The organism is Mycolicibacterium phocaicum (genome assembly GCF_010731115.1).
GTDB classification, from domain to species: domain Bacteria; phylum Actinomycetota; class Actinomycetes; order Mycobacteriales; family Mycobacteriaceae; genus Mycobacterium; species Mycobacterium phocaicum.
In genome coordinates this window covers 4950533-4976481 of record NZ_AP022616.1, presented here as the reverse complement: position 1 = coordinate 4976481, position 25949 = coordinate 4950533, and the positions used below count along the sequence as shown (strand labels likewise).

21 protein-coding genes and 1 pseudogene are annotated in these 25949 nt (G+C 67.0%); 13 read left to right on the top strand and 9 right to left on the bottom strand.

Features of this window, described 5'->3' with window-relative positions; genetic code table 11:
* Positions 1-6 precede the first annotated feature (6 nt).
* From G6N46_RS23850 to G6N46_RS23840, 3 genes are read right to left on the bottom strand one after another with little or no spacing between them, the layout of a single operon-like run.
* Entirely contained in the window at positions 7-618 is a 612-nt protein-coding gene (locus G6N46_RS23850; RefSeq protein ID WP_138250497.1) for a DUF7158 domain-containing protein, read from the bottom strand.
* On the bottom strand, positions 615-4805 hold the full coding sequence (locus G6N46_RS23845) for a glycoside hydrolase family 38 N-terminal domain-containing protein (RefSeq protein ID WP_138250604.1): 4191 nt from the start codon (positions 4803-4805) through the stop codon (positions 615-617). Before G6N46_RS23845 ends, G6N46_RS23850 begins: the two co-directional genes overlap by 4 nt.
* 40 nt (positions 4806-4845) lie before the next feature.
* Positions 4846-5808, bottom strand: a complete 963-nt coding sequence (locus G6N46_RS23840; protein ID WP_138250498.1) for a helix-turn-helix transcriptional regulator — start codon at positions 5806-5808, stop codon at positions 4846-4848.
* A 61-nt stretch (positions 5809-5869) separates the two neighbouring features.
* Between G6N46_RS23840 and G6N46_RS23835 the strand changes: the two genes are divergently transcribed.
* Positions 5870-6397 (top strand): DinB family protein, encoded by a 528-nt coding sequence (locus G6N46_RS23835; protein WP_138250499.1) that lies wholly within the window; start codon positions 5870-5872, stop codon positions 6395-6397.
* A gap of 2 nt (positions 6398-6399) precedes the next feature.
* Positions 6400-6999: a DinB family protein gene (locus G6N46_RS23830; protein ID WP_138250500.1), complete on the top strand. Its 600-nt coding sequence runs from the start codon at positions 6400-6402 to the stop codon at positions 6997-6999.
* Positions 7000-7050: 51 nt separating this feature from the next.
* Here G6N46_RS23830 and G6N46_RS23825 read toward each other — a convergent pair whose 3' ends face one another.
* Complete coding sequence (locus tag G6N46_RS23825) at positions 7051-7653, bottom strand: TetR/AcrR family transcriptional regulator (RefSeq protein WP_138250501.1); 603 nt, start codon at positions 7651-7653, stop codon at positions 7051-7053.
* Between the two features lie 74 nt (positions 7654-7727).
* On the opposite strand from G6N46_RS23825, the gene G6N46_RS23820 reads away from it, so the two are divergent.
* The 4 genes from G6N46_RS23820 (at position 7728) to G6N46_RS23805 (ending at position 12233) form a co-directional block, all read left to right on the top strand.
* Entirely contained in the window at positions 7728-8726 is a 999-nt protein-coding gene (locus G6N46_RS23820; protein ID WP_138250502.1) for an oxygenase MpaB family protein, read from the top strand.
* A gap of 74 nt (positions 8727-8800) precedes the next feature.
* Complete coding sequence (locus G6N46_RS23815) at positions 8801-10147, top strand: ABC1 kinase family protein (RefSeq protein WP_138250503.1); 1347 nt, start codon at positions 8801-8803, stop codon at positions 10145-10147.
* A gap of 51 nt (positions 10148-10198) precedes the next feature.
* Complete coding sequence (locus G6N46_RS23810) at positions 10199-11125, top strand: alpha/beta fold hydrolase (protein ID WP_138250504.1); 927 nt, start codon at positions 10199-10201, stop codon at positions 11123-11125.
* Between the two features lie 211 nt (positions 11126-11336).
* Positions 11337-12233: a cyclopropane mycolic acid synthase family methyltransferase gene (locus G6N46_RS23805; protein ID WP_138250505.1), complete on the top strand. Its 897-nt coding sequence runs from the start codon at positions 11337-11339 to the stop codon at positions 12231-12233.
* A 57-nt stretch (positions 12234-12290) separates the two neighbouring features.
* On the opposite strand, the gene G6N46_RS23800 is transcribed toward G6N46_RS23805, so the two are convergent.
* Positions 12291-14063, bottom strand: coding sequence for a cellulase family glycosylhydrolase (locus G6N46_RS23800; protein ID WP_163692982.1), 1773 nt, complete (start codon positions 14061-14063; stop codon positions 12291-12293).
* 367 nt (positions 14064-14430) lie between these two features.
* Between G6N46_RS23800 and G6N46_RS23795 the strand changes: the two genes are divergently transcribed.
* Entirely contained in the window at positions 14431-15375 is a 945-nt protein-coding gene (locus G6N46_RS23795) for an endonuclease/exonuclease/phosphatase family protein (RefSeq protein WP_138250507.1), read from the top strand.
* Position 15376: 1 nt separating this feature from the next.
* Here G6N46_RS23795 and G6N46_RS23790 read toward each other — a convergent pair whose 3' ends face one another.
* Entirely contained in the window at positions 15377-16027 is a 651-nt protein-coding gene (locus G6N46_RS23790) for a M15 family metallopeptidase (protein WP_138250508.1), read from the bottom strand.
* A 79-nt stretch (positions 16028-16106) separates the two neighbouring features.
* Positions 16107-16781 carry a TetR/AcrR family transcriptional regulator gene (locus G6N46_RS23785; RefSeq protein ID WP_138250509.1) on the bottom strand — a complete coding sequence of 225 codons (675 nt, stop codon included), beginning with the start codon at positions 16779-16781 and terminating at the stop codon, positions 16107-16109.
* 219 nt (positions 16782-17000) lie between these two features.
* On the opposite strand from G6N46_RS23785, the gene G6N46_RS23780 reads away from it, so the two are divergent.
* From G6N46_RS23780 to G6N46_RS23755, 6 genes and pseudogenes are all read left to right on the top strand, one after another.
* Complete coding sequence (locus G6N46_RS23780) at positions 17001-18560, top strand: flavin-containing monooxygenase (RefSeq protein ID WP_133425352.1); 1560 nt, start codon at positions 17001-17003, stop codon at positions 18558-18560.
* Between the two features lie 250 nt (positions 18561-18810).
* Positions 18811-19665: an SDR family NAD(P)-dependent oxidoreductase gene (locus G6N46_RS23775; protein ID WP_138250510.1), complete on the top strand. Its 855-nt coding sequence runs from the start codon at positions 18811-18813 to the stop codon at positions 19663-19665.
* A complete protein-coding gene (locus G6N46_RS23770; RefSeq protein WP_133425354.1) occupies positions 19665-20543 on the top strand; it encodes an SDR family NAD(P)-dependent oxidoreductase in 879 nt (292 codons plus the stop codon). The genes G6N46_RS23775 and G6N46_RS23770 overlap by 1 nt, the downstream gene beginning before the upstream one ends.
* Positions 20540-22059 (top strand): annotated as a pseudogene (locus G6N46_RS23765) (flavin-containing monooxygenase). The gene G6N46_RS23770 and the pseudogene G6N46_RS23765 overlap by 4 nt, the downstream one beginning before the upstream one ends.
* Positions 22056-23585, top strand: coding sequence for a flavin-containing monooxygenase (locus G6N46_RS23760; protein WP_138250511.1), 1530 nt, complete (start codon positions 22056-22058; stop codon positions 23583-23585). Before G6N46_RS23765 ends, G6N46_RS23760 begins: the two are co-directional and overlap by 4 nt.
* Positions 23582-24610, top strand: coding sequence for an alpha/beta hydrolase (locus G6N46_RS23755; protein ID WP_138250512.1), 1029 nt, complete (start codon positions 23582-23584; stop codon positions 24608-24610). Before G6N46_RS23760 ends, G6N46_RS23755 begins: the two co-directional genes overlap by 4 nt.
* A gap of 76 nt (positions 24611-24686) precedes the next feature.
* On the opposite strand, the gene rplA is transcribed toward G6N46_RS23755, so the two are convergent.
* Together rplA and rplK are read right to left on the bottom strand one after the other, a co-directional pair.
* Positions 24687-25397, bottom strand: a complete 711-nt coding sequence (gene rplA / locus G6N46_RS23750) for a 50S ribosomal protein L1 (protein ID WP_061001845.1) — start codon at positions 25395-25397, stop codon at positions 24687-24689.
* 75 nt (positions 25398-25472) lie between these two features.
* The gene (rplK, locus tag G6N46_RS23745; RefSeq protein ID WP_138250513.1) at positions 25473-25904 is read right to left on the bottom strand and encodes a 50S ribosomal protein L11; all 432 of its coding nucleotides are present in this window, start codon (positions 25902-25904) and stop codon (positions 25473-25475) included.
* Positions 25905-25949 lie beyond the last annotated feature (45 nt).

The following is a 25949-nucleotide window of genomic DNA, read 5'->3' as shown; positions in this document are numbered from 1 at the left end:
GCGCTTTCAGTGCCGGTGGACGTGGTCGGGCTGACGCGGGTCGCCGGGATGTTCGTAGCCGGGCGCCAGGTGCACCGACTCGGCGCGGCGGGCGTCGAGCCAGTGCCGGAAGGCCCGCCGGCGCGCCGAACCCAGCAGGTGTGCGGCGACTTGCGGCCGCACCTGATCCAGCTCCGGGACGACGGTCGGCGCGGTGGACCAGCCGTCAGGGCCGGGTACGGGCGGCGCGAACCGCAACGGGTTTCGGGCGTGGTAGCGCTCGATCTCCGCGTCGGGGATCCGCACCTCGGCGGTCACCCGAACGAACAGCGCCCGCGCCAACGGCTGTTCGAGCGCGGCCGCGGCGATACTGCCGAGCTCCATGCGGGCGGCGGCGCCGGGCAGCAGGTCGGTTTCGGTGGGCGCGTCCCTGTCGGTGACCCCGAGTTCGCCGGCCGCCACCCGCACCAACTCGTCGGCGACGAGCAGCTGGGTCAGCCAGCGCCGCAGCTGGCGACCCTCACTACTTCCGGGCGCCGGTAGCGAAGGCGCCAATACGCTTGCCCGCAAACGTGATTCGCGCTCATCGAGCGCGCTGACCGGAATCTCCCGCCCGGCGACGGTGGCGACGCGGTTCATCGGACCCGCACCGATACCGCCGGCGTGTAGAGCACCCGGCCGGCCCCGGCGATCCTGACCAGCGCCCACCACTGCCCCGGCCCGACCCACGACGGCGGCGCCACGTCGAAGTCGAATGCGGCGGTGCCACCCGCCGGGACGTCGGCCCCGAGCACGGCCGGCCCCAACCATTCCCACGTCCCCCACGGACTGATCAGGTGCGCCTCCAAGCTCAGCGGCGCACCGGCCGCAGAGCCGACGACGACACTCAGGTCGGCGTGTTCCCCGGCGACGATGTCGACGGCCTGAGGCTCCTCGACCACCCTCAGCAGCGGGGCGTCGCCGGGTTCGCCGACGGTGACGACGCAGACGTCTTCGACCGTCTGCCGCCACGCCGCGGGAATCTGGTGCTGTTTGTCGCCGCCGGTGACCGCCAGCTCGACCCGCACCGGATACCGCCCGGCGGGCACATCGGCGGGAAGTTGCAGCTGCACTTCGGTTTCCAGGTAGCCGCCCGGCGGCAGTACGAAGGGCAGTTCCTCCGGGGCGGCCGACCAGCCGTCGGGGCACAGCACCCGAACCCGGCCGTGCAGCGCGGCGTCGGTGCAGTCGCTGGCGGCGGTGACGCGCAGTCGCACGGGCGCACCCGGCGCGCCCGATATCTCGGTGGGGTGCACATGCGCCACCGCGGGCAGTCCGCCCAGCGGCGCGGGACCGCGATTGTGCAGCCAGTAGCGGGCGTAAACCGGTTGGGCGACTTCGGCATCCGGCGCCAGGGTGGCGTGGTCGCCGTTGAGCACGTGCGGCAGGTCGAGCCGCGCCCGTACCGTGGCGATCTCGAAACCGTGCAGCCGCAAGGCTTTTCCGCCGGCGGTGACCGGTTGTTCGAGCAGGTCCAGTCGTTCGACGTCCTCGAGGTGCCGGAGCCCCGAGGTGACATTGACCTCCGTCGGCCGCCCCGAGGTCTGGACCAGACGCAGGGTGATCCCGGTCCTGGGGTCGACGGGCGCGCTGTGGCCCGTGGCGATCGGGTTGCCGGTGGCCTTCAGCGCGGCCAGCGACACGTCGGACGTGGGTTCGACGCTCAGCAGTGAACCGGTGCCCGGCAATCCGCCGGCCACCGCGGGCTGGTCGGTGTACACCGCCAGCAGTGGCTGTGAGAACTCGGCGCTGCAGCCCGGAATGCCCGCGGTGCGCCAGTCACCGTCGCCGGCCGCGATGGCGTAATCGAAGGTGTGGGTCCAGTGCTGCAACTGGAAGTTCGAGCCGTCGGGTGCGGTGCGGCGCGGTGGGTCGATCCAGGTGCCCGACGGCCAGCCGGTGCACGACCGCAGCAACGACGTGTGCAGGACGCCGTCCGGCTCGACGGCGAAACCCGGTACGCCGCGGTTCAATACGGCCACGCTGCGGGCCGCGAAGGGCCCGATGCCGGCTGCGGCGTCCTGCTCGACGGCGATCTCGGCGTCGGCGAGGTCGTCGATGAGCTCCTCGAGCCCACCGGGCCCGGCGACGATCAGCACCGGCAGCGTACGGGCATCCTTGAGATCGGCACCGGGAATCCACCGCTGCACCAGATCGGCGTCGGCGGGCACCCAGAGCCGGGCGCTTCCCGTCGCCAGGCGGCGCCGTAGTTCGGCGCCGTAGCCCGGGTCCGCTGCCGCCAATACCGCTGCGGTGAAGGCATTCTCGTCGGGACCGCCGAGCGCGATACGAGCGTCGGGCAGGTTGGAGTCGACGGCGAGGTCGCCGTAGCGCGGTTTGTCGGCGCTACTGCAGGTGGCCGTCACGCCCGACCGCACCAGCGCGACCATCAGGTCGCGGATGGGTGTCTCGGGATCGGCGGCGTCCGGTGCAACGACCTCGGCCACCGCCACCGCGCGCGTGCACTCGCCCTGCGCGTCGCGTACCCGGACCCGCACGGCCGAAGACAGCCCGAACCAGCCGTAGGCGGGGTTGTCCAGGGTGTAGGGGTGATCGGCGGTGTCGACGGCGTCGGGCGAATCCCGTTGGTGCAGCAGCCCGAAGCCGCGGCCGATCACCGCGTCGCCGACCTCGCTGACGGGCATCGCGCCCGGCACCGGGCAGGGCCAGCGCAGTCGCAGCAGCTTGTCGGCGCCGGTGAACTCGTCGATCACGGTGCGGCAGTCCACGCGGTCGACTTCGTGCCACAGCGTGATGGTCTGGGTGTACCGCAGCACGTCGCCGATGCGCCCGGCGACCACCAGCCGTTCTCCCAGCGCGCTGCGGTAGGCCTGCACCGACTCAGCCGGGTGTTCGGCAGAGCCCACCACCGGGCCCTTGGGCAGCAGGTGCCAGGGCCCTTCGTGTTCGGTCGGGTGCGCGGAATGCTCGTCGTAGACGGCGATCTCGTTGCCGACGCGGCCGGCACCCATGAGCTCGACACCGTCGCGCACCAGCGACGACACCGCGCCGCCGCGGTCCGGATCGACGGTGCAGGCGTACCGATCGTTTCCGATGGTGGTGCCGGACACGGGTTCCCACGAGGCCGGCACGGACCCGGACTGCGCCGGGCCGATCGTGTATGCCCGCCACCCGAGAGACGGCACGTCGCGGGCCGCCCAGGTGACGGTGTGGCCGTCGTCTTCGATCAGGACCGGGACGGGCGCGCCGTCGGCATCGAGGACCGGCCCTGCCGGCGGTTCGTCGAGGTGGATGGTGACGATGTCGGTTCGGCTGTGCGCCAACGGGTTCCACACCACGATGTCGCCGTCGACGGCTCGCGACAGCAATGCCACCGCGTTGTCGCGGGCGGTCCGTCCGAGTTCCCACGCATCGCGCCAGCCGGTGAGCAGGTCGAGGTACACCTGGTCGGATTCCGATCCGGTGATGGCGTCGTGGTGTGCACCGTAGGCCAGTTGCACCCAGGCCTTGGCCAGGGCAGCTTGCGGATAGGTGGCGCCGGTGAGCAATCCGGCGAACACCGCGAACCGTTCGGCTTCCAGCACGACGTGCTCGGCGGCCCGGTTGGCCTGCTTGGTGTCGATGTACGACACGTCCTTGCCCGTGTAGATCGGGTTCATGTCGCGGGTCTGCGGCGACGGCTGCGTACCGACGGCCGCGAGTTCCGCACGCACGGCGGCGAAGAACTCCCGCGGCAGCGCACACACGAAGCGGGGCCAGGTATAGCGCGCCGCCCAGTCGCGGTGAATCTCGGTGACCCACTTGTTCGGCGGGGTGTAGTCGGTGCCGACCGGCAGCAGCACATTGCGGGTCAGCGCAACCTTTTTCAGCTTGGCGAACGTCTCATATGTGGCGTCCTCGGCTTCCTGCAGCGATGCCGACGAATCCATCCACCAGCCGGCGGCGTAGTGCGCGGGCATGTAGTGGGTCAGCAGCCCGCGGCCCGACGGTGCGATCCAGTCGAATTCACTGGCGAACTGCATGCGTTCGGGGTCGCCGTCGCGGTGCATCGGGCCCCACTGGTGATGCGGGCCGCGGGCCCATGAGCTGGAGGTCAGGCCGGTGTCGGCGGCCATGCCCGGAAACTGCGGGTCGTGGCCGAACACGTCGAGCTGCCAGGCCGTCGCCGGGTCGGCGCCCATGACGTCGCGCTGGAACCCGATGCCGTGCACGAAGTTCCGGATCGCCGTCTCCGGACTGGTCAGGTTGGTGTTCGGCTCGTTGTAAGTGCCGCCCATGATCTCGACGCGGCCCTCGGCGAGCAGCGCGCGCAACTGGGCGCGCTGCTCGGGGTGGGTGTCCCAGTAGGGTTTGAGGTAGTCGACCTCGGCAAGCACGAACTTGTATTCCGGCTCGCGCCTTGCCATTTCGAGATGCGCGGTGACCAGCTCGAAACCGTTGGTCTGCCGGCACCGGCCGGGCGGATCCTCGGTCCAGACGCTGGTGTAGGCGGCCTGGGTGTTCCACCACACCGGGTCGTAGTGGAAGTGGCTGATCATGTGCATGGTCCAGCCGGGCTCGGCGACGACGAACTCGAACGGGGTCTGCTCGCCGCCGGCCTCGAGATGCGCGGCCCGTACCTGGCCCGGTTGTCCGCCCTGCACAACCACCGGAATCTCGACGAAGCCGGCACCGGGCTGAGCCAGGGCCCGGCCGCTCAGCCCCTCTCCGACGACCCGCAACTCGGCGACGTCGGTGCACCCGGTGTAGTCCACTCGGACCAGCTGCAGCGGTTCGTCGGCCGGACCGACGAACAACTCGGTGGAAACCACGGCCGTCACCTGCAGGAGTCGTCCCGTCGACACCCCTGCACCATACGGCGCGCCGTCACCGATCGGGAGGCATTGCGGCACGCAACCGGTCGGCGACCACCGCGGCCGCGGCGATCACCTCGGGCGGTTCGAGGACCTCGAACCGATACCCCGGCATCGCCAGGTACAGCACGATGCGCTCGGGGTCGTCGCCCCCGGCGGTCACGATGCAGCGGTCCGGACCGTCCGCCTCGATCTGCGCCGACGACGCGGAAAACATCTGCTCCAGTTGACTTTCGGCTGCCTCATACCGGACCCGCGCGACGTAGCGGTACGGCGACGCCGTGATGGCCTGGCGCACGAACTCCGCCGGATCGGGCGCCGGGCGCGGCGCGAACGTCGTCCCCGCAGCTTTGACGTCGACCATCCGGTCCAGCCGCAGCGTCCGCCAGTCCTGCTTGTCGCGGTCGTACGCCAGCAGGTACCAGCGGCGCCCGGTGGTGACGAGTTGGTAGGGCTCGAGCCGGCGCTCGGTGCTGTTGCCGCGGATGTCGGTGTAGCCGAGCCGGACGTGTTCGTGGTCGCGGCAGGCGCGGGCCAGCGTCATCAGGTCGTCGGGCGATACCGTTTCGACCGAGCCGCCGCCGGTCAGCGTCACCGTCGCGTCGTGCACGGCAGACACCTGCGACCGCAGCCGCGCGGGCATCACCTGGTCCAGCTTGGACAGGGCCCGCAGCGCCGACTCCCCGACGCCCGCGACGCTGCCGCCGGCCGCCAGCCGCAGACACACCGCCATCGCGACGGCCTCCTCGGGATCGAGCAGCAGCGGCGGTAACGCGGCACCGGCACCCAATTGATAGCCGCCGTCGCGGCCCTTGCTGGCGTGCACCGGATAGCCGAGGTCGCGCAGCCGCTCGATGTCGCGGCGCACGCTGCGGCCGGTGACGCCGAGCCGGTCGGCCAGCTCCTGCCCCGTCCACACCCGGCGCGCCTGCAGCAGGCCCAGCAGTTGCAGCACGCGGCTCGTCGTTTCAGACATGACAACACTCTGCCGTACTCATAGGACAGAAACAGTCCTAATTAGATGTCAGGCTCTTCATGTGACCGAAGAACGGACCGAAGAACTGGCCGACCAACTCGACTGGCACTGGCAACATCAGCTGCGCCCCCGGCTCGAGGGACTGACCGACGACGAATACTTCTGGGAGCCGGTGCCCGGCTGCTGGACCCTGCACCCCGACGGATCCATCGACTTCAGTTATCCGCCACCGCAACCCGAGCCGTTCACGACCATCGCCTGGCGGCTGGCGCACGTCATCGTCGGCGTCCTGGCGATGCGGAACCACTCGCATTTCGGCGGACCGCCGGCCGACTATCAGTCGTGGCCGTACGCCCGCGACGCCCGCACCGCCCTGGAGCAGCTCGACAGCGCCTACGCGAACTGGATCACCGGAGTCCGCGGGCTCGACGCCGCCGCCCTGGCCCGGCCGTGCGGCCCCGCCGAAGGTCCCTACGCTGACTTCTCAATGGCGACCCTCGTGCTGCACATCAATCGCGAAGTCATTCACCACGGAGCGGAAATCGCCTGCATCCGTGACCTTTACACCCACACCCCGAAGGAGAACTGAACATGGCCGGACAGCCCGCACCCGCAGGCGACGAGCGTCAGACCCTCGTCAACTTCCTGGCGTTCCAGCAGGACGCCTTCGCGGCCGTCGCCCACGGCCTCACCGATGAGCAGGCCCGCTCCACCCCATCGGTGAGCGCCCAGTCGGTCGGCGGCCTCATCAAGCACGTCACCGCCGTTCAAGCGGGCTGGGTCGAGCGCGCGGTGGCCGCCCCCGACTTCCCGCCACCGGACACCCGGCCGATGGCCGAGATCATGGCCGAGTACGCCGACCAACACGTCATGCGCGACGACGAGAAGCTCGGCGACCTGCTGGCCGCACTGCGCGAACAGAACGCCAAGACGCTGCAGGCCTTCGCCGAACTCGACCTGGACGCGCTGGTGCCGGTGCCGCACGAGGTGCCGTGGTTCCCCTCGGATATCGACCACTGGTCCGTGCGCTGGGTCGGCATGCACATCATCGAGGAGCTGTCCCGCCATGCCGGGCACGCCGACATCATCCGGGAATCCATCGACCGGGCGACCATGTACGAACTGCTCGCCGCCGAGGAGGAATGGCCCGAGACGGACTTCATCAAGCGCTGGCGGCCGGCCGCTCAGTAACTCGAGATCCACGAAATGGCTGCCCGCGGACGCCCCGCGGCAGCCATTTCGTCACTCTCGGCGCAGCACCAGCGCCAGCGCCGCGTCGACCACCACATCCAGATCGGTGCCCAACGCACCGGACAGCCACTGCTGGGCCAGCTCGGCCATGGCGCCGGTGTACATGGCCGCACCGACGCGCGCGGCGACGGGATCCGAACCGGGGTGGAGCCGGCCACCCTCGGCGAGGACCGCGTCGAGCAACAGGTCCTGCGTGACGGCGCGGCGCGCGGTCAGCACGGGGTTGGCGCGGGCTTCGGTGAACAGCACCCGCCCGCGCCGCGGATCGGCGGAACCGAAGCCCAGCACCGCGGCGATGCCGGCGCGGGTCCGGTCCCGCACCGAGTCGCCCGCGACGGTGATCGCGGCGTCGACCATGGCGGCCAGTTCGATGCTGACCTTGTCGTAGACGGCGCCCAGCAGGTCGTCGATGCCGTCGAAGCTTTCGTAGAAGTAGCGGGTGTTGAGCCCGCACTCGCGGCACACCGAGCGAACCGACAGCGCCGTCTCACCACCGGAGCCGAACAATTCGAACGCCGCGTGGACCAGTAGCCCGCGCCGCTCGGCGCGGCGGTCGTCGAGCGGGACCCCCGCCCACCTGGTCGGTGTCGACATCCCTACAGCCTAGGTCTGGTCACACCCGTCACCAAATACTATTCTGGTTACGACCGTGACCAGAAGGGGTTGACGTGTACCTGCCACACCAGTTCATCGAGCACCAGCTTCAGCACCGGTTCGACCAGACCATCCGGCGGAACTATTTCCGGGGCATGGAGTTCGCCGGCCCCGCCGGAGACCCGGGCTGGTTCGGTCCCGGCAGCGCCGTCTGGCATGTGCACTCCCACACCGAGGCCCTGGTCTTCGGCCTGCAGTGCGCCGCGTTCATCGAGCGCCTCGACCCGTCCATCTACTGGATGGGCATGCACCACTCGCGACTGGTCCAACGCGACGACAACGGCGAGGCCGTCCCGGTGATCGACCCCAAGGGCGCGGCCGTCCGGCTCGGCCACTCCATCGCGTTCTTCATCGGCACCGGGTACGGCAGCACCGAGACCGCCGAAAACCTGGCCCGGACCGTGCGCGCCATGCATCACACCATCAAGGGGGTCCGCCCGGACGGCGCCGCCTACGACGCCGACGACCCGGACTGGCTGCGCTGGAACTACGCGACCGTTGTGTGGGGCCTGGCCACCGCGCACGAGCTCTACCACCCGAACCCGTTGCGCGGCAAGAAACTCGACCGCTACTACGGCGAGTTCATCCGCGTCGGCCACGCCCTCGGCGGCACCGACCTGCCCACCACCAAGGCCGAGACCCTCGATTGCCTGAAGTCCTATCTCCCGAAGCTGGCGCTGACGCACGGTGCCGCCATGGCCACCGGCCCGAACCTGCCGATACCGCAGAGCGCCGTCGACTGGGCGGTGCGGGACACCATGCCGACGTGGGCCAAGCAGCTGCTGGGCCACACCGACCCCAACCCGATCGAGCGCACGGCCCGCCGCGCCATCGTGTGGTCGATCATCAATGGCCTGCACACCGCCGCCGGACCGTTCCCGGAATTCCGTCAGGCCAAGGCCCGCGTCAAAGGCGGGGTCGACCCGGAGCTGGCACCGCACACCGTCCCGGCGTACGTGCCGGGCAGCGACCCGGTCCGCAGCCGCGCCGACATCGAGAGCGTCTTCGTCTGACCCGCGCCGCCGAAAAAGGAGTGACGCAGGGCACACCTTTTTGGCAGTACCCGCGGTTTTGAGACACTTCATCAATGGGTTCGAAGACACCGCACCGTGAGGGCGCCCGGCTGGACCGGGTGCCGCTGCCCGTCGAAGCCGCCCGCATCGGGGCCACCGGCTGGCAAATCGCCCGGACCGGCGTCCGCGTCGTCGGCAGTGCCTTCACCAAGGGCAGCCTGCAGCAGAAGGTGATCAAGCAGGTCCCGAAGGCCTTCTCCGATCTGGGGCCGACGTACGTCAAGCTCGGCCAGATCATCGCGTCCAGCCCCGGGGCCTTCGGCGAGCCGCTGAGCCGCGAGTTCCGCAGCCTGCTCGACCGGGTTCCGCCCGCCAACAAGGACGAGGTGCACAAGCTGCTGCGCGAAGAACTCGGCGGCGACCCGGCCGACCTCTTCGCCACCTTCGACGACGAGCCCTTCGCCTCCGCGTCCATCGCCCAGGTGCACTACGCGACGCTGCACTCCGGCGAAGAGGTCGTCGTCAAAATCCAGCGCCCGGGCATCCGCCGCCGCGTGGCCGCCGATCTGCAGATTCTCAAGCGCGGCGCGCAGATCGCCGAGCTGGCCAAGCTGGGCCAGCGGCTCTCCGCGCAGGACGTGGTCGCCGACTTCGCCGACAACCTCGCCGAGGAACTCGACTTCCGGCTCGAGGCGCAGTCCATGGACGCCTGGGTGGCGCACATGCACGCCTCGCCGCTGGGCCGGAACATCCGGGTGGCCCAGGTCTACTGGGACCTGACCAGCGAGCGTGTGCTGACCATGGAACGCGTCGAGGGCATCCGCATCGACGACGCCGCCGCCATCCGCAAGGCCGGGTTCGACGGTGAGGAACTGGTCAAGGCCCTGCTGTTCAGCGTTTTCGAGGGCGGCCTCAAGCACGGCCTGTTCCACGGCGACCTGCACGCCGGCAACCTCCACGTCGACAAGGACGGCAAGATCGTCTTCTTCGACTTCGGGATCATGGGCCGCATCGACCCGCGGACGCGGTGGCTGCTGCGCGAACTCGTCTACGCGCTGCTGGTCTCGAAGGATCACGCCGCGGCCGGCCGGATCGTCGTCATGATGGGCGCAGTCGGCACGGTCAAGCCGGAAGGCCAGGCGGCCAAGGACCTGGAGGCCTTCACCACGCCGCTCACCATGAAGTCGCTGGGCGACCTGTCCTACGCCGAGATCGGCAAGCAATTGTCCACCCTCGCCGACGCGTACGACGTCAAGCTGCCGCGCGAGCTGGTCCTGATCGGCAAGCAGTTCCTCTACGTCGAGCGGTACATGAAGCTGCTGGCGCCGCGGTGGCAGATGATGAGCGACCCGCAGCTGAAGGGCTACTTCGCCAATTTCATGGTGGATATCAGCCGCGACCACAAGAACGCCGAGGAGTAGGCCGCCGGCCGCATCCGACCATGAATCACGAAGAATCCGAGGACTAGGCCCATGCAGCCCGAACGAGACACCACCCCCGAGGTCCGGACCGGCTTCGCCCGCTCTGGCGACCTGGACATCGCCTACGAGGACATGGGAAATCCGGAGCATCCGGCGGTCCTGCTCATCATGGGCCTGGGTGCGCAGCTGCTGCTGTGGCGAAAAGGCTTCTGCGACAAGCTCGTCGAAAAGGGCTACCGGGTCATCCGGTTCGACAACCGCGACGTGGGCCTGTCCACCAAGATCGAGGGCAGGCACTCCGGCGCCGGACTGCTGCCGCGGATGCTGCGGTCGTACGCGGGCCTGCGCAGTGAAGCGGTCTACACGCTGGAGGACATGGCCGACGACGCCGCCGCGCTGCTGGATCACCTGGAGATCGAGCAGGCACACATCGTCGGCGGGTCGATGGGCGGCATGATCGCGCAGGTCTTCGCCGCTCGCTACCAGCACCGGACCAAGACACTCGGCATCATCTTCTCCAGCAACAACCAGCCGCTGTTGCCGCCGCCCGGCCCGAAGCAACTCAAGGCCATCACGACCCGCCCGCAGGACACGTCACGTGACGGTGTCATCGCGAACGCCGTCAACGTCGGCCGCATCATCGGCAGCCCCGGCTACCCGACACCGCTCGAGCAAGCCAGGGCCGACGCCGCCGAGAGCTACGACCGTTCGTACTACCCCGTCGGCGTCGCCCGGCACTTCGGGGCCATCCTGGGCAGCGGCAGCCTGCGGCGGTACGACGAGATGATCACCGTCCCCACGGTCGTCATCCATGGTCGGGCCGATAAACTGATGAGACCGAGCGGTGGTCGAGCAGTGGCCAAAGCGATCCGGCGCGCTCGGTTGGTGTTGTTCGACGGCATGGGTCACGACCTGCCCGAGCCCCTCTGGGACGACATCGCCGGCGAACTGGCAACCACATTTGCCGAAATTCCATAGACGTATCAGTCCGGTCACAGCTGCCGCCACGCTGGAGTGATGAACGCGGCTTCCCGCGCGGAAGCGGTTACGTTTGCTGCCCGGACTGACCGTGACGGCGCGTTACACCAACGTCAAGGAATCGTTCGGTGGCCAGGTATTGTGCGGTCACGATTGTGATTTAGTGACCGGCATCACCACTGAGTGAGGAAGGTCAAGTAAGGTGTTACAGATGATTCAGGATTCGACTGGGGCCAAGGACATGCGGCCGCATTTCGAGGACATCCAAGCCCACTACGACCTGTCTGACGATTTCTTCGGACTTTTCCAGGACAACTCCCGCAAGTACAGCTGCGCCTACTTCACCGGACCTACCGTCACGATGGAACAGGCGCAGCTTGCCAACGTGGACCAGCACCTCGAACAGCTGGACCTCAAGCCCGGCATGACGCTGCTGGAGATCGGCTGCGGCTGGGGCCTGACGATGCAGCGCGCCATGGAGAAGTACGACGTCAACGTCATCGGTCTGACGCTGAGCAAGAACCAGCAGGCGTTCTGCACGGAACTGCTGAGGAACACCGAGTCGGACCGTTCGCACCGGGTGCTGCTGCAGGGCTGGGAAGAGTTCCACGAGCCGGTGGACCGCATCGTGTCGATCGAGGCCTTCGAACACTTCGGCTTCGAGCGCTATGACGACTTCTTCAAGAACTGCTACGAGATCATGCCCGCCGATGGACGCATGACCATCCAGAGCAGTGTGAGCTACCACCCGTTCGACATGTCGGCCCGCGGCAAGAAGGTGTCGTTCGAGATGGCGCGGTTCATCAAGTTCATGGCCACCGACATTTTCCCGGGCGGTCGCCTGCCCACCACCCAGATGATGATCGATCACGGCGAAAAAGCCGGCTTCAACGTCCCCGAGCCGCTGTCGCTGCGTAACCACTACATCAAGACGCTCGGCGTCTGGGCGGCCAACCTCGAGCACCACAAGGACGAGGCGATCGCGATCTCCGGCCAGGTGAACTACGACCGCTACATGAAGTATCTGACCGGTTGCCAGTACTACTTCCTCGACGAGTGCCTCGACGTCAGCCTGGTGACCTACACCAAGGAAAAGGAAGCCGCGTAAGCATTTTCGACGAGTAGCGCCCCCGACCCGAGGTCGGGGGCGCTACTCGTTTCGGGATCAGTTGGCGGATGCCGAGGACTTCGCGCTTGCGTCACCGTGACGGTGCGAGCGCTTCTCGACGACGGGCGGGGTCGACGCCTCATCGCCTGATGTGTCCGACTTGGCGGCTTTGTCACGCGCACCCTTGGCGTGCGCGCTCGATCCGGCGGCCTTGCGCGGCTTGGCGGTGACCGATGTCTTGCCGGACGGATCAGTCGACGCGGCGGTATCCGACGCCGTGCCTGCCGCTGCGGTATCCGATGCCTTGCCCGCCGCAGCGGTATCCGACGTCTTGCCGTCGGCAGCGGTGTCCGATGCCACGGTGCCGTCGGCGGTCGTCGATGTGGTCGACGTGGTCGACTCGGCGGCCTTGGCACGCTTCTTCACCTTGGTCGCCGTCGACGTGGTTGCCGTCGACGTGGTTCCGTCGGACTCGGCCGCGGCCGTCGTCGCGGCGGATGTATCAGTGGTGGTGGCGGTCTTTGCAGCCAACGCCTTCGCGGCCAGTGGCGTGGCGGACGGCAGGACTCCGCTGAGGTGGGAGCTGACGGCCGTCACCCAGGCGTTGATGGCCTTGCCGAGCTGCTGGAACTCACCCTGGATCGCCAGGCTGATCGAATTCAGCAGACTCGCCAGGGACTGGGCGATCGCCGTCACCCCGGAAACGATGCCGCCGACTGTCGAGCCGACACCGCCGGCCGCACTGCTGGCGTACTCCTTGATCGCGGCCTCGATGACGGCGACTGCCAGCTTCGGTGTCCAGTCGGCGTTGTAGATGCCGAAGCCGTCCGCACCGGCGACGCCGTCCTGCGCCGTGTAGATGAACACCGGCCCGGCATACGCGAGGGTCTGCCAGGTGTCGATCAGGTTCTTGATCAGGTCGGCCTGGGTCTGCTCGCTGACGTCGTTGGTCGACGCGCCGAACTCGCTGATCCAGATTTTGAGGTTGCCGTCGCCGTACTGCTGCAGGAGCTGATAGATGGTATTCAGTTGCGTCAGCGGGGAATTCGCGACGCCGGCGCCCGACGAGAAGAGCAGCGATTCCTGATACGGGTGGAACGACAACGCGTCGAAGTAGCCGGAGGCGCCGGCGGCCAGCATCTCCTTGACGAAGGTCACCGGGTCCAGCGTGATGCTGCCGAAGCTGATGACACTGCCGAGCGCACCGGCGACCACGGTGGCGGTCGGGTCGACTGCCTTGATCGCCGGATAGGCCGCCTTGAGCAGCGCCGCGTAGGCGGTCGCGTCGATGGGATCCGAGGACAGCACGTAGTTCGGCTCGTTCCAGATCTCGTATGCCGAGATGGTCGAGCCGTAGCGCTTGGCCACCTCGGCCGCGAATGACGCGTACGTGGCGGGGTCCGGTGTGCCGGCACCCGTGATGGACGTCGAAGAGCCCGCCCATGTCGGCGTGCTGGCGATCTCCACCATGACGCCCATGTTCCGGTCGGCCGCGGCCTGCATGACCATGTCCATGTAGGACCAGTTGTAGGTGCCCTGCGCGGGCTCGACGAAGATCCATGGCACGAAGACGCGGATGTCCTGAACCCCGATGGACTGCAGCGTGTCGAGCGTCTGGTCGATCTGCGCCTGGGTCTGTCCGTACAGCCCCGAGTCGGCGATCCCGATGGTCGACGGCGCGGACACGATCTCCGCCGTGGGCTCGATCTGAGCAGTCAGATTCGACGGCACACTCGGCGGCGCATATGCACACATCAGCGCGATCGGGAGCATCGCGGTAATGCCGCGGAACGCACAGGCGCGAACCAATCCGCGCAGCGACCAATACATGCCAGCCTCCTCACCCCGAACGACTGGCCAGCGAATTGTTACAAGGCCGTCGATGAATGGCGGAGACATTACCTCCATTACCGGCAAAAAATCTGCGGAACCGTTAGAGAAATAAACATACCTATGGTCAACAACCTGGTTGAACGCCTATATTCGTTCACAGTCGCCTGATAGACTTTTGACAGAATTTTCCAATAAATCTCCGCACGTGCGTTGTATAGCACACGTAATTACCGAATTCAGCAAATACGAATTACGGTTGCCAAAGTCGCCAACATGGGCAGAACATACGTCCGGTACATTTTCCACAATGGCTTGACGTATGGCGGCGGCCCGAACCAGAGAACGACGGAGGCGAATCATCGCGATGTGGCAGTCGGTTCTGACGTACGCAGGAGCCTTTTCGCTCTGCACGGCCGCGGCCGCACTCGCGATGCGGTGGATTCCGGTCGTCAACAGGTCGCTGTTGGCGCTGGCCGCCAGTGCGCCTTACCTGTTCATCGGCGCCCCGATAGGGGCCGCCCTGTCGGGTGTCGCGAGAAACTGGCCGCTGACCGCGATCGCCGTCGCGATCACCGTCGCCGCCGCCGTCGTGCAACTGCCCCTGTTCCGGCGCGCGAAGGCACCGTCGGGGACGGCGCTGCGGTTCCTGTCGGCGAATCTGCGCTACGGCCGGGCCGATGCCGAAGCCGTCGTCCGGTACGCCGAGGCGAGCGCGGATATCGTTGCGCTGCAGGAACTTACACCCGCCGCGTTGGCGCGGCTGGAGGCCGCCGGGCTGGACCGGCTGTTCCCGCACCGGGCGCTGCGCGAGATGGACGAGCCCGGTGGCGTCGGACTGTGGAGCCGCCACCCGATCAGTGACGTCCGCATCGATGACGGCTTCTGGCTGGGAATGCTGGCCGCCGACGTCCACGTGCCCGGGGCGCCCGCCCCCACCCGGGTGCTGACCGTCCACCTGTCCGCGCCGTGGCCCGATCCGCTCCAAGGCTGGCGCGACGACCTGGCGCGACTGGCCGGCACGTTGCTGACGGCGGCCCGGGCAAGCACCGGCCCGGTGCTGCTGGCCGGTGACCTGAACGCGACGCCGGACATGCGCGAGTTCCGCCGGCTGCTGCGGCAGGGCTATCAGGATGCCGGCGCGCAGGCCGGTGCCGGTGTGGTGCGCACTCATCCGTCCGACATCGTCGCGCCGCCGGTTTTCGCCGTCGACCACATCTTGACGCGCGGGTACGTGGCCACGTCGCTGCGGACGCTGCAGGTGCCCGGTTCCGACCACCGGGCGCTGCTGGCGCAGTTGGTCGCCGGCTGACTCAGTTCACCGGCACGTCGAGGATCGGGCGCGGCTCCGATGCGCCCGGCCCGTTGAAGTGCCACCACTCCCCCGGGTAGACGGTCAGCCCGCCGGCGACCATGGCGTCGCGCAGCCGCGCGCGGTTCGCCTGCTGCGCGGGGGTGACTCCCACGGTCGCGTAGGCCGTGGCGCGCGGCGTGAAGTCGTCGAAATCGGTACCCATGTCGACGCCGGTGATGGTCACGTCCACCGACAGGCCGGACTCGTGGCTGCGCGCGAACTGGCTGGGTTTGGCGACCCAGTTGGGGTCGGGCACCGCCTGGAACATCCGCACCTGCACGTCATGCGGGCGGTAGCAGTCCCAGAACGTCAGCACCTCGCCGTGCGCGCGCAGTATCCGGGCGGCGGTGGCCAGCCCCGGCGCCATGGACTCGTGGATCAGGCAGCGGGCATCGGCTGGGTACAGCGCGACGCCGACGAAGTTGTTGGGGGTGGCGTAGCGCAGGTCGATCACCGCGTCGGGGACGACGGTCCGGACGTCGATGAGTCCGGCCGCGGCGGCCTGCGGTGACACCGGGGGCGGGGCAGGCTGTGGTGTCGCCGAGGCCGTGCCGACATCACTCACTGCGAGCGCGGCTCCCAACATCACCGCGAGGGTTCGCACGAACATGTGTCGAGGTTGCCAGATCCCGGCACCGGGCAACCACGGGATCGCCGGATGTCGGGGCACGATACCGCTGGAGCACAACTCAGCGCTTGGGCGAGGTCGCCTTCTTGGCCCGCGTGGCCTTCGCGGGCACCTTCTTGGTGCCGGCCGGCTTGGGCTTGGACTTTGTCGGCGCAGGCTTGTCATCCACCGCGTGCGGAGTGGTCAACGTATCCATCCACATTCGCAACGTGCTGACCAGCAGCGCCGCGCTCTGATCGGCGTCGATCATGCCTATCGCCTGCCAGAGCGCCAGCCCCGTGCCGGTGGCGATGATGGCATCGATTGCTTCGCCCACGCGCGGGTCCGCTGGATCAACGCCTTCTGCGATCAGGTCCTCGACCATTACCCGGAGCGAATCCCGGAACCGATTGATGGTTTCCCGCGTACCCGCGGTCTGGTCGGGGTCGGCCAACGTGCTCAACACGTACTCCGAGGTGAGCACAGTGAGCGGGATGTCCGAGGACAACCGGGTCCACCAGAGCGTCAGCAGATCGAATCGGCCCTCCATCGAATCCGGTTCCCCGACAAGCGTTTCCAGTAGTTTGCCGACCTCCGCGAGGTACCGCGCGCGGAGGACTTCGAGGCAGAGCTCCTCTTTGCCTGCGAAGTTGCCGTAGACGGCGCCGATGGTGCGGCCGGCCTCGGCTGCGATCGCCGCGATGGATGTGCCGTGATAGCCGTTCGCGTGAAACAGCCGCGCCGCCGCGTCGAGCACGTCCTGGCGCGTCCGAGCCTGACTCTCCGCGCGAGTCAACACCTTCCGAGCCGCCACTGCGCCCTCCGCCCTACGCCGACCATTCACCGCCGAGTGGCAAGACTACCGCTTCGGCGTGCCGGGGATTCGACGTCGCGCCCCGCACCGAAATTTCATATTGTGCCACAATATGTATATGGGTACTATCCGAAATGTGAACTTCAAGGGAGAAGCAATCTGATGGTCGATCACGAGATCGCCGTAGTCGGCGCCGGATTCTCGGGAATCGGTTTGGGCATTCAGCTCAGGCGGGCCGGGTTCCGGGACTTCCGCATTCTGGATGCCGCCGACGGGGTCGGTGGAGTGTGGCACCACAACCGGTATCCCGGTATCGCCGTTGACATCCCGTCAACCACATACTCCTATTCTTTCGAGCGCAACCCATCATGGTCGCGGCTGTTCGCACCCGGTGCCGAGCTCAAGCAGTACGCGGAGCACTGCGTGCGCAAGTACGGCCTCGAACCGCACATTCAGTTGCGCACCAAGGTCGATCGGGCGGTGTTCGACGAACACGAGAATGTCTGGCGCCTACACACCGGCAGCGACGTGATCACCGCGCGGTTCCTGATCGGCGCGGTAGGCCCACTCGATCAGCCGAAGAATCCGGACATCAAGGGCATCAACGATTTTCGCGGCGAACTGGTGCACACTGCCCGGTGGGACGACTCCGTTGCCATCGACGGCAAGCGGGTGGCAGTGATCGGAACCGGTGCCACCGCGCTCCAGTTGGTGCCGATTCTTGCCGAGAGGGCCGCACATCTGGAGGTGTACCAACGCACACCCATCTGGGTGATGCCGAAGTTCGACACCGCCATCCCGCCGTGGATCCGCACAACGTTCGCCGCCGCCCCGCTCACTCAGGACACGGTCCGCGCCATCACCACCGCGATCTCCGACTTCATCTTCACCACGGGCATCGTTTACCACACGCGGCTGCCGTTCCTGGTTCGCTCCCTGGAGCGCATCTGCCGCCGGCACCTGCAGAATCAGGTGACAGATCCGGAAGTGCGCGAAAAGCTCACTCCGGCATACGCATTCGGATGTAAACGGCCGTCGTTCTCCAACAGCTACCTGACCTCCTTCAACCGTGACGACGTTGCGCTCGTCACCGACCCGATCGCCCGGATCACCGCACACGGCATCGTCACCCAAACCCGCGACCCGCAGTCGGGCGAGCCCCGCGAGACTGAGCACGCTGTCGATACGCTCGTGCTGGCAACGGGTTTCAACATCCTCCAACTCGGCGCGGTGCCGGCCTTCCCGGTCGTGGGGATCGACGGCGTAGAGCTCGGCGCCTTCTGGGACGAGCATCGATACCAGAACTTCGAGGGCATCTCGACACCCATTGCCCCGAACTTCTGGCTGATGAACGGACCGTGGTCGGTGGCCGGCGCATCATGGTTCTCGATCATCGAAGCCAACTGCCGTCACATCATGCGTTGCCTCGAAGAGACGCGGCGCCGGGGAGCGACCCGCATGGTGGTCAAGCAGGACCACCACGACAAGTACATGCGCAGCATGCGGAAAAAGGCAGCCCACACCGTCTTCGTGCAGCCCAGCTGCACTCAAGCGAACAGCTACTACTTCGACCGCCACGGGGACGCACCGTTCGTCCGGCCGGTGTCCGGAGTCTCCCTGTGGTTGGCCAGCAAGACGTTCGACCTCGACAGTTACGACTACTCGTCTCACGTAGACCAGCCGCGAAACACCGAGGGCAGCCGCGCCGCCTTGTCGACGTAGGCAGCGAATACGCACTACAAACCAATACCTTCGCGCGTTCCCCGTGCCGACAGGCGGCCGATTCGACTCGGACCACCGTCCGGCCGCGGAGGCGCCGTGCCCGGCGGGGTGATCACCGCCCACTCCCACTCGTCCGAAATTAGAGATTGTTTCATTCTTTGAATATGTCTACTATCCGAAATGCAAGCAGCAAGGAGTCGATCATGACTGATGCGCACACCCCGACCAGCACGGCCGAAAGGTGTCGACCGTGGCGGTGACAGTGGTGACGGGCGCCGGCAGCGGCATCGGCCGCGCGACAGCGCTGCGGTTCGCGCGCAGCGGCTCCGCGGTCGTCGTGGCCGACATCAACGAACAGACCGGCCGGGAGACGGTCGAGCTGATCGAGAACGCCGGTGGCAGCGCCGCGTTCCGGCGACTCGACGTCGCCGACCTCGACGACTGGGAGGAATTCACCGCTTGGGTCTGCGCCGAGCACGGAGTGCCCGATGTCGTGGTCAACAACGCGGGCATCCTGATCGGCGGCGGATTCCTGGAACAGACCAACGCGGACTGGCGGCGGATGATCCAGATCAACATGATGAGCCCGCTGGTCGGGTCTCGATTGTTCGTGCAGCGCATGGTCGGCTCCGGCACGCGCGGTCACATCGTCAATGTGTGCTCGGTCGGGGCATTCATGCCCACGCCCATCGCCCCCTCGTACGTGGTCGCCAAGGCCGGAGCGTGGTTCGGCACGCAGGCGCTACGTGCCGAGTTCGGGGACAAGGGCATCGGCGTCAGCGCGATCTGTCCTGGGTTGATCCGAACCAGCCTGGCCGCCAACGGAACTCGCGGTGGGGTCAGTGATCCGGACAGTTCGGCATGGACGTCCAAGCTCGCCGCCGGTCATCGTCACTTCGGCCGTTCCCCGGATCGCGTGGCAACTGCGATCGAACGCGCGGTGCGCTGGAACCTATCCACGGTGCCGGTCGGCATCGAGGCCTGGGCCGGCTGGTACCTGTACCGCCTGTCGCCGAGCACCGCCCGCGGGTTGTACGGCCTGTTCACCATGTCGATCGCCGACAAAGCCGTTGCGTTGTCCGGCAAGCTCTTCGGAGGCAAATAGTGAAGAACGTCATCATCACCGGCGCGGGGGCCGGCATCGGGCGCGAGACGGCAAAGCTGTTCGCCGCCAAGGGCGGTCGGGTGGTCGTCGCCGATATCGACATGCCGGCCGCGAAGGAAACGGTCGAGCAAATCGTCGGCGCGGGCGGCCAAGCCGTCGCCTACCGGCTGGACGTGGCCATCGAAGACGAGTGGGAGGCCTTCGGCGAGTGGATGTTTGCCCACTTCGGCGCGCCCCACGTGCTGATCAACAATGCGGGCGTCATGGACCTCGGCGGGTTCGTCGAGATGAGCGCCGCCCAGTGGCAGCGTGAGATCGACATCAACTTGATGAGCGTCATCTACGGATCGCGGGTGTTCGCGCAACAGATGATCGATGACGGAATTCGCGGCCAGATCGTGAATCTGTCGTCGGCGGCCGCATACTTCCCGTCCGGGCTCGAGCCCGCCTACGGCGTCGCGAAGTCGGCGGTCCTGATGGCCTCGCAGGCGCTGCGAGTCGAATTGCGCGGCAAAGGGATCGGTGTCACCGCCATCTGCCCTGGCGCCATCCGTACCAACCTGCTCGCCAATGGCGAGCGAGCCGGGCTCACCGCGGACGAACAGGCAGCCTGGCGCGAGAGCGCGGGCGGCATCCAGCGGTACGCGTACACCTCGCCACAAAAGGTCGCCCGGGTCATCGAGCGGGCGGTTCGCTGGAATTCGGCCATTGTGCCTGTGGCACCGGAGTCTTGGCTGCTGTACGGGCTGTTCCGGTTCTCACCCAGTCTGACTCGAGAGCTGCTCGCGCGGGCCTCGTTCGATCGCCTCGAGTCCGTGCTCCCGCTCGCCAATAAAGCCCTCACCCGACTGACCGGGAAACAGGAGGTACGGCAATGACATCCAGCCCCGAATTCGAGGTCGTCGTCATCGGTGCGGGCTTCGGCGGTATCAATGCCGGAGTCCGGCTCCGGCAGGCCGGAATCGAGAACTTCGTCATCGTCGACAAATGGGACAAGGTCGGCGGGACGTGGAACGCCAACCGCTACCCCGGCGTCGCGGTCGACATCCCGTCGTTCATCTATCAGTTCAGCTATCACCAAAAAGGCGACTGGTCACGGTTGTTCGCACCCGGCCACGAAATACAGGCTTATGCCGAGGACGTCGTGGACACCCACGGGCTGCGGCCCAAGCTGCGCCTGAACACCACGGTCACCGGGTGCCGGTTCGACGAGGCGAACGACATCTGGCACGTCGGTACCGGTTCCGGTGAGCTGACTTCCCGGTTCATCATCGCGGGCATCGGCGGACTGGAGGTGCCGAACCTGCCGGATATCGCGGGCATCGACAGCTTCGGCGGGACGGTGTTGCACACCGCCGCCTGGGATCACAGTGTCGATCTGCGGGGCAGGCGGATAGGCGTGATCGGCACGGGCGCCAGTGCGCTGCAGCTGATTCCGGAGGTCGCGAAAGTCGCTTCCCACCTCACGGTGTTCCAGCGCACCCCGATCTGGGTCGCCCCCAAGCTGGATTGGAATACTGGCCGGGTCACCAAGGCGGTGCTGGGCACCCCGGTACTGCGCGCGCCGTTGCGCGCGGTCGGACTGGCGGGTGTCGAGATCGGCATCGGTGCGGGCATGCTGCACGGGCGGCGGATGCAACCGGTCATCCGCGGCGTCGAAGCCGCGCTGAAGCTCTGGATGCGCACCCAGGTCAAGGATCCGGTGACGCGGGAAAAGCTCACCCCGAAATACCTGCTGGGCTGCAAGCGGCCGTCGATGCACAACGAGTACTTCAAGACGTACAACCTGCCGCATGTCGATCTCGTGACCGAGCCGATCGATAAGGTGACCCCCGATGCGGTGCTCACCGAAGACGGCGCGGCGCACGACATCGATGTGCTGGTGTGCGCCACCGATTCAAGGTCATGGCCAAGGGCAGCACCCCGCCGTTCCCGACCCTGGGCCGTGGCGGCGTGGACCTCAACGAGTTCTGGGAAGCCAACCGCTACCAGGCGTACCAGGGCGTCTCGGCGCCGAAGTTCCCCAACGCCTTCCTCGTCATCGGGCCGTACGCCTATGCGCCGGGCTCGTATCTGGTGTTGATCGAGTCGACCGGGGACCACGCCGTGCGCGTCATCACCGAGGCGCGGCAACGCGGAGCCACACGTGTAGAAGTCAAGCAGGAACCGCACGACCGCTTCTTCGCCGACATGCAGAAGCGCGTCGCCGGCACGCCACTGATGACCTCTGCGTGCGGCGGCTCCAACACCTACTACCTCAATCATCACGGCGACGCCGCGGCATTCCGTCCGACCACGGTGCTGGAAATGCGCTGGGCCAACAAGCATTTCCCACTGTCGGACTACCGCTTCACCCGCAATACCGTGCAGTCACCCGAAGGTGTGAGCGTATGAGTACGACACCGCAATTCGCGGTCGCCGTCATCGGAGCAGGGCCCGGCGGGATCGCCGCAGGGGTGAAGCTCCGTAAGGCCGGTATCGACGACTTCGTCATCCTCGAGCGCGCCGACGATGTCGGCGGCAGCTGGCATGAGAACCACTACCCAGGTCTGGGCGTGGACATCCCGACCATCGCGTACCAGTACTCGTTCGCCCGCAACGCGAACTGGGATCGATTCTTCGCCAAAGGCGCGGAGGTCAAGCAGTACCACGTCGACGTCGCCCGGAAATACGGGCTGTACTCGCGAATCCGATTCAACACCAACATCGAGCGGGAGGAGTGGGACGACACCGGCAGCTTCTGGAAGCTGCACGCCGCCGACGGCTCCGTCATCACCGCGCGGTTCGTGATCAGCGCGGTCGGTGCGTTCGTCCGGCCCAGAGAGGACGTCGGGATCGCCGGCGCCAAATCGTTCAAAGGCAAGGTGCAACGGCCGACCGATTGGGATCACGACTACGACATGACCGGCAAGGCCGTCGGCATCATCGGTACCGGAGCCAGTGCGGTGCAGATCATTCCGGCGATCGCTCCGGAGGTCGGTCACCTCACGGTGTTTCAGCGCACCCCGGTGTGGTCGATTCCCAAGCCCGACTTCCAGGTTCCCCTGGCGATGAAGAAACTCTTGGCTGTTCCCGGTGTGCAGGCCACGATTCACGGCGGCGTCCTCGTCGTGGTCGACCTGATTCTTCGCGGGGCGCTGCGGACCTCGCACGCGACGCTGGACCGCGTCGACGCGTGGTGCATCCGCGGCTACGGCAGATTTGTGGCCAGGACGGTGCACGACCCGGAAACCAGCGCGAAGCTGACACCGGACTTCGGTCTGCTCGCCAAACGGCCGACGATGTCCAACGGATACCTGCAGGCCTACAACCGAGCCAACGTGTCGCTGGTGACCGATCCCATCGAGAAGATCACGACGACCGGGGTTCGGACCCGTGACGGAATTCTCCACAAGCTGGACGTGCTGATCCTGGCCACCGGCTACGAGGTGTTCTCCGACCCGGAGACATACCGTCCGGGAACTATCTTGGGCCGCAATGGTTTCGACCTCGCCAAGTTCTACAACGAGAAAGGGTTGCAGGCGTACGAGAGCGTCTCGGTGCCCGGGTTGCCCAACCGGTGGACGCTGTGCGGCCCGTACTCGTGGACCGGGTCGGGCTGGCATGCCTTCGTCGAGATGACGGCGGACCACGCGGTCCGCGCGATCACGGAGACCCATCGCCGCGGAGCGCACACCTGCGAAATCCGACAGGAAGCCGCAGACGCCTACCACCGCACGACCTACCAACGTGCCGAACTGTTGCGCTATTACCTGGCTGACCTCAACGGGCATGTGCCGACCTACTACCGCAATTCGCAGGGCGACACCACCTACATCCGCCCTTCGGGTTTCTTCGAAGCGAGCCGTGGCAACCGCAAGTTCCCGCTCGACGACTACCGCTATGAAATGCCTTCCACGACCGAGAGTGTTCGCGCATGAGCGCCACCGATTGCGTGACCATCGAGCTGCCCAATCGGGTGAGCCTCTCGCTGCGAGTCGCAGACACTCTGGGCCGCCGAACGATTCGGCCGGCGCTGGACAGGATTGTGGTGCTGGCCGACCGCGGTCCGCTGCGCGGCTCACCCGCCTTCCGCATCGCCAATTTCGCCGAACTCGTCACACTCCCACTGCGAGCCCGACGCGGCACCCGTCGCCGAGCCGTCCAATTGCCGGGATTCCGGGCAGAATGGCTGTGGCACAAGTCAATAGCCGGTCCCGATGATCCCAACGGCGGTGCGATCCTCTATTTCCACGGCGGCGCCTTCGTCGCGGGCGGTCTGCACAGCCATCGCCGGCTGGCTGGACGTATCACCCACGCCGCGGGCGTCCCACTGCTCAACGTGGACTACCGGCAACTCCCGGCCGCACATCTCACGGGAACCGTCGCCGACGCCCTCCATTCGTATGAGCACCTGCTCGGGCTGGGCTTCGCTCCCGAAAAGATCGTGTTTGCCGGTGATTCCGCCGGCGGCGGAATCACCTTTGCGACGGCCTTGGCGGCACGCGAACGCGGAATGCCGATGCCCGGCGGCATCGTCGCCATCGCGCCATGGGCCGATCTCGAGCCCGCACAGCGACAAGCTCATCGCAACGATCCGAAGGATGCGGTGCTGTCGGCGTTCTCGCTGTCAGTTCTCGCCCGAGTCGGCTTCGCGGTGGGCGGTGAACTGGATCCGCTGTGGTCGCCGGCCAACCACGACTTCACCGGTCTCCCACCGGTTTTCATCCAGGTCGGCTCAACCGAAGTGCTCCTCGCCGACGTCGAGCAACTGGCTCAGCGCTGCCGCGAGGCCGCCGTGCCCTGCACTGTGCAGATCTGGGAACGCGCGCCACACGTCTTCCAGGCCCTGGCCGACATCCTCCCCGAGGCTCGGACAGCCATCGCCGACATCGGCCGCACTGTCCGCTCGTTCGTCGACGCCGGGGCTGCGCCCATACCGACCGACCACAGCACGGCGGCCTGATCCTTCTACGTCTGACAACAACGGACCCCCGCACGACCGAAGTCGTACGGGGGTCCGTTGTGAAAGCGGATTCGGCCTAGGCCTCTTCGGTGAAGTTCCGGGTGACGGCCGGGTCGACCGGGATGCCCGGGCCGGTGGTCGTCGAGACAGTGACCTTCTTCAGGTAACGGCCCTTCGACGACGACGGCTTGGCACGCAGCACCTCGTCCAGCGCGGCACCGTAGTTCTCGGCCAGCTTGACCTCGTCGAACGACGCCTTGCCGATGATCAGGTGCAGGTTGGCCTGCTTGTCGACACGGAAGTTGATCTTGCCGCCCTTGATGTCGGACACGGCCTTGGCCACGTCCGGGGTGACCGTGCCGGTCTTCGGGTTCGGCATCAGACCACGCGGGCCGAGGACGCGGGCGATCTTACCGACCTTGGCCATCTGGTCCGGCGTCGCGATCGCGGCGTCGAAGTCGGTCCACCCACCCTGGATACGCTCGATCAGGTCATCGCTACCGACGGCATCGGCGCCGGCGGCCACAGCGGCCTCGGCCTTCTCACCAACCGCGAACACCACTACGCGGGCGGTCTTACCGGTGCCGTGCGGCAGGTTGACGGTGCCACGCACCATCTGGTCTGCCTTACGAGGATCGACACCCAGCCGGATCGCAACCTCGACGGTCGCATCCTGCTTCTTCGACGACGTCTCCTTGGCCAGTTTGACGGCCTGGAGCGGGGTGTACAGGTTGTCGCGGTCCACCTTCTCGGCAGCTTCGCGGTATGCCTTGCTGTTCTTGCTCATTTGAATCTCCAGTTCAGAGGTCGCGGTTAGCGGGCCGAAGCGGGCCCTCCCGCGGTATTGCTTGGGTCGAACTACTTATTCGACGGTGATGCCCATCGACCGGGCAGTGCCGGCGATGATCTTGGCGGCGGCGTCGATGTCGTTCGCGTTGAGATCGTCCTTCTTGGTCTCGGCGATTTCGCGGACCTGGTCCCAGCTGATCTTGGCGACCTTGGTCTTGTGCGGCTCGGACGAACCCTTCTGGATACCCGCAGCCTTGAGCAGCAGCCGGGCGGCCGGCGGGGTCTTCAGGACGAACGTGAACGTGCGGTCCTCGTAGACGCTGATCTCGACGGGGATGACGTTTCCGCGCTGGCTTTCTGTCGCGGCGTTGTACGCCTTGCAGAACTCCATGATGTTGACGCCGTGCTGGCCGAGCGCCGGACCCACGGGCGGGGCGGGGTTGGCCGCGCCGGCCTGGATCTGAAGCTTGATCAGCCCGACGACCTTCTTCTTCTTCGGGGCCATTGGTGTGGTGTTCCTTTCTAGGTAGTCGCGGCGCGACTACGTTCC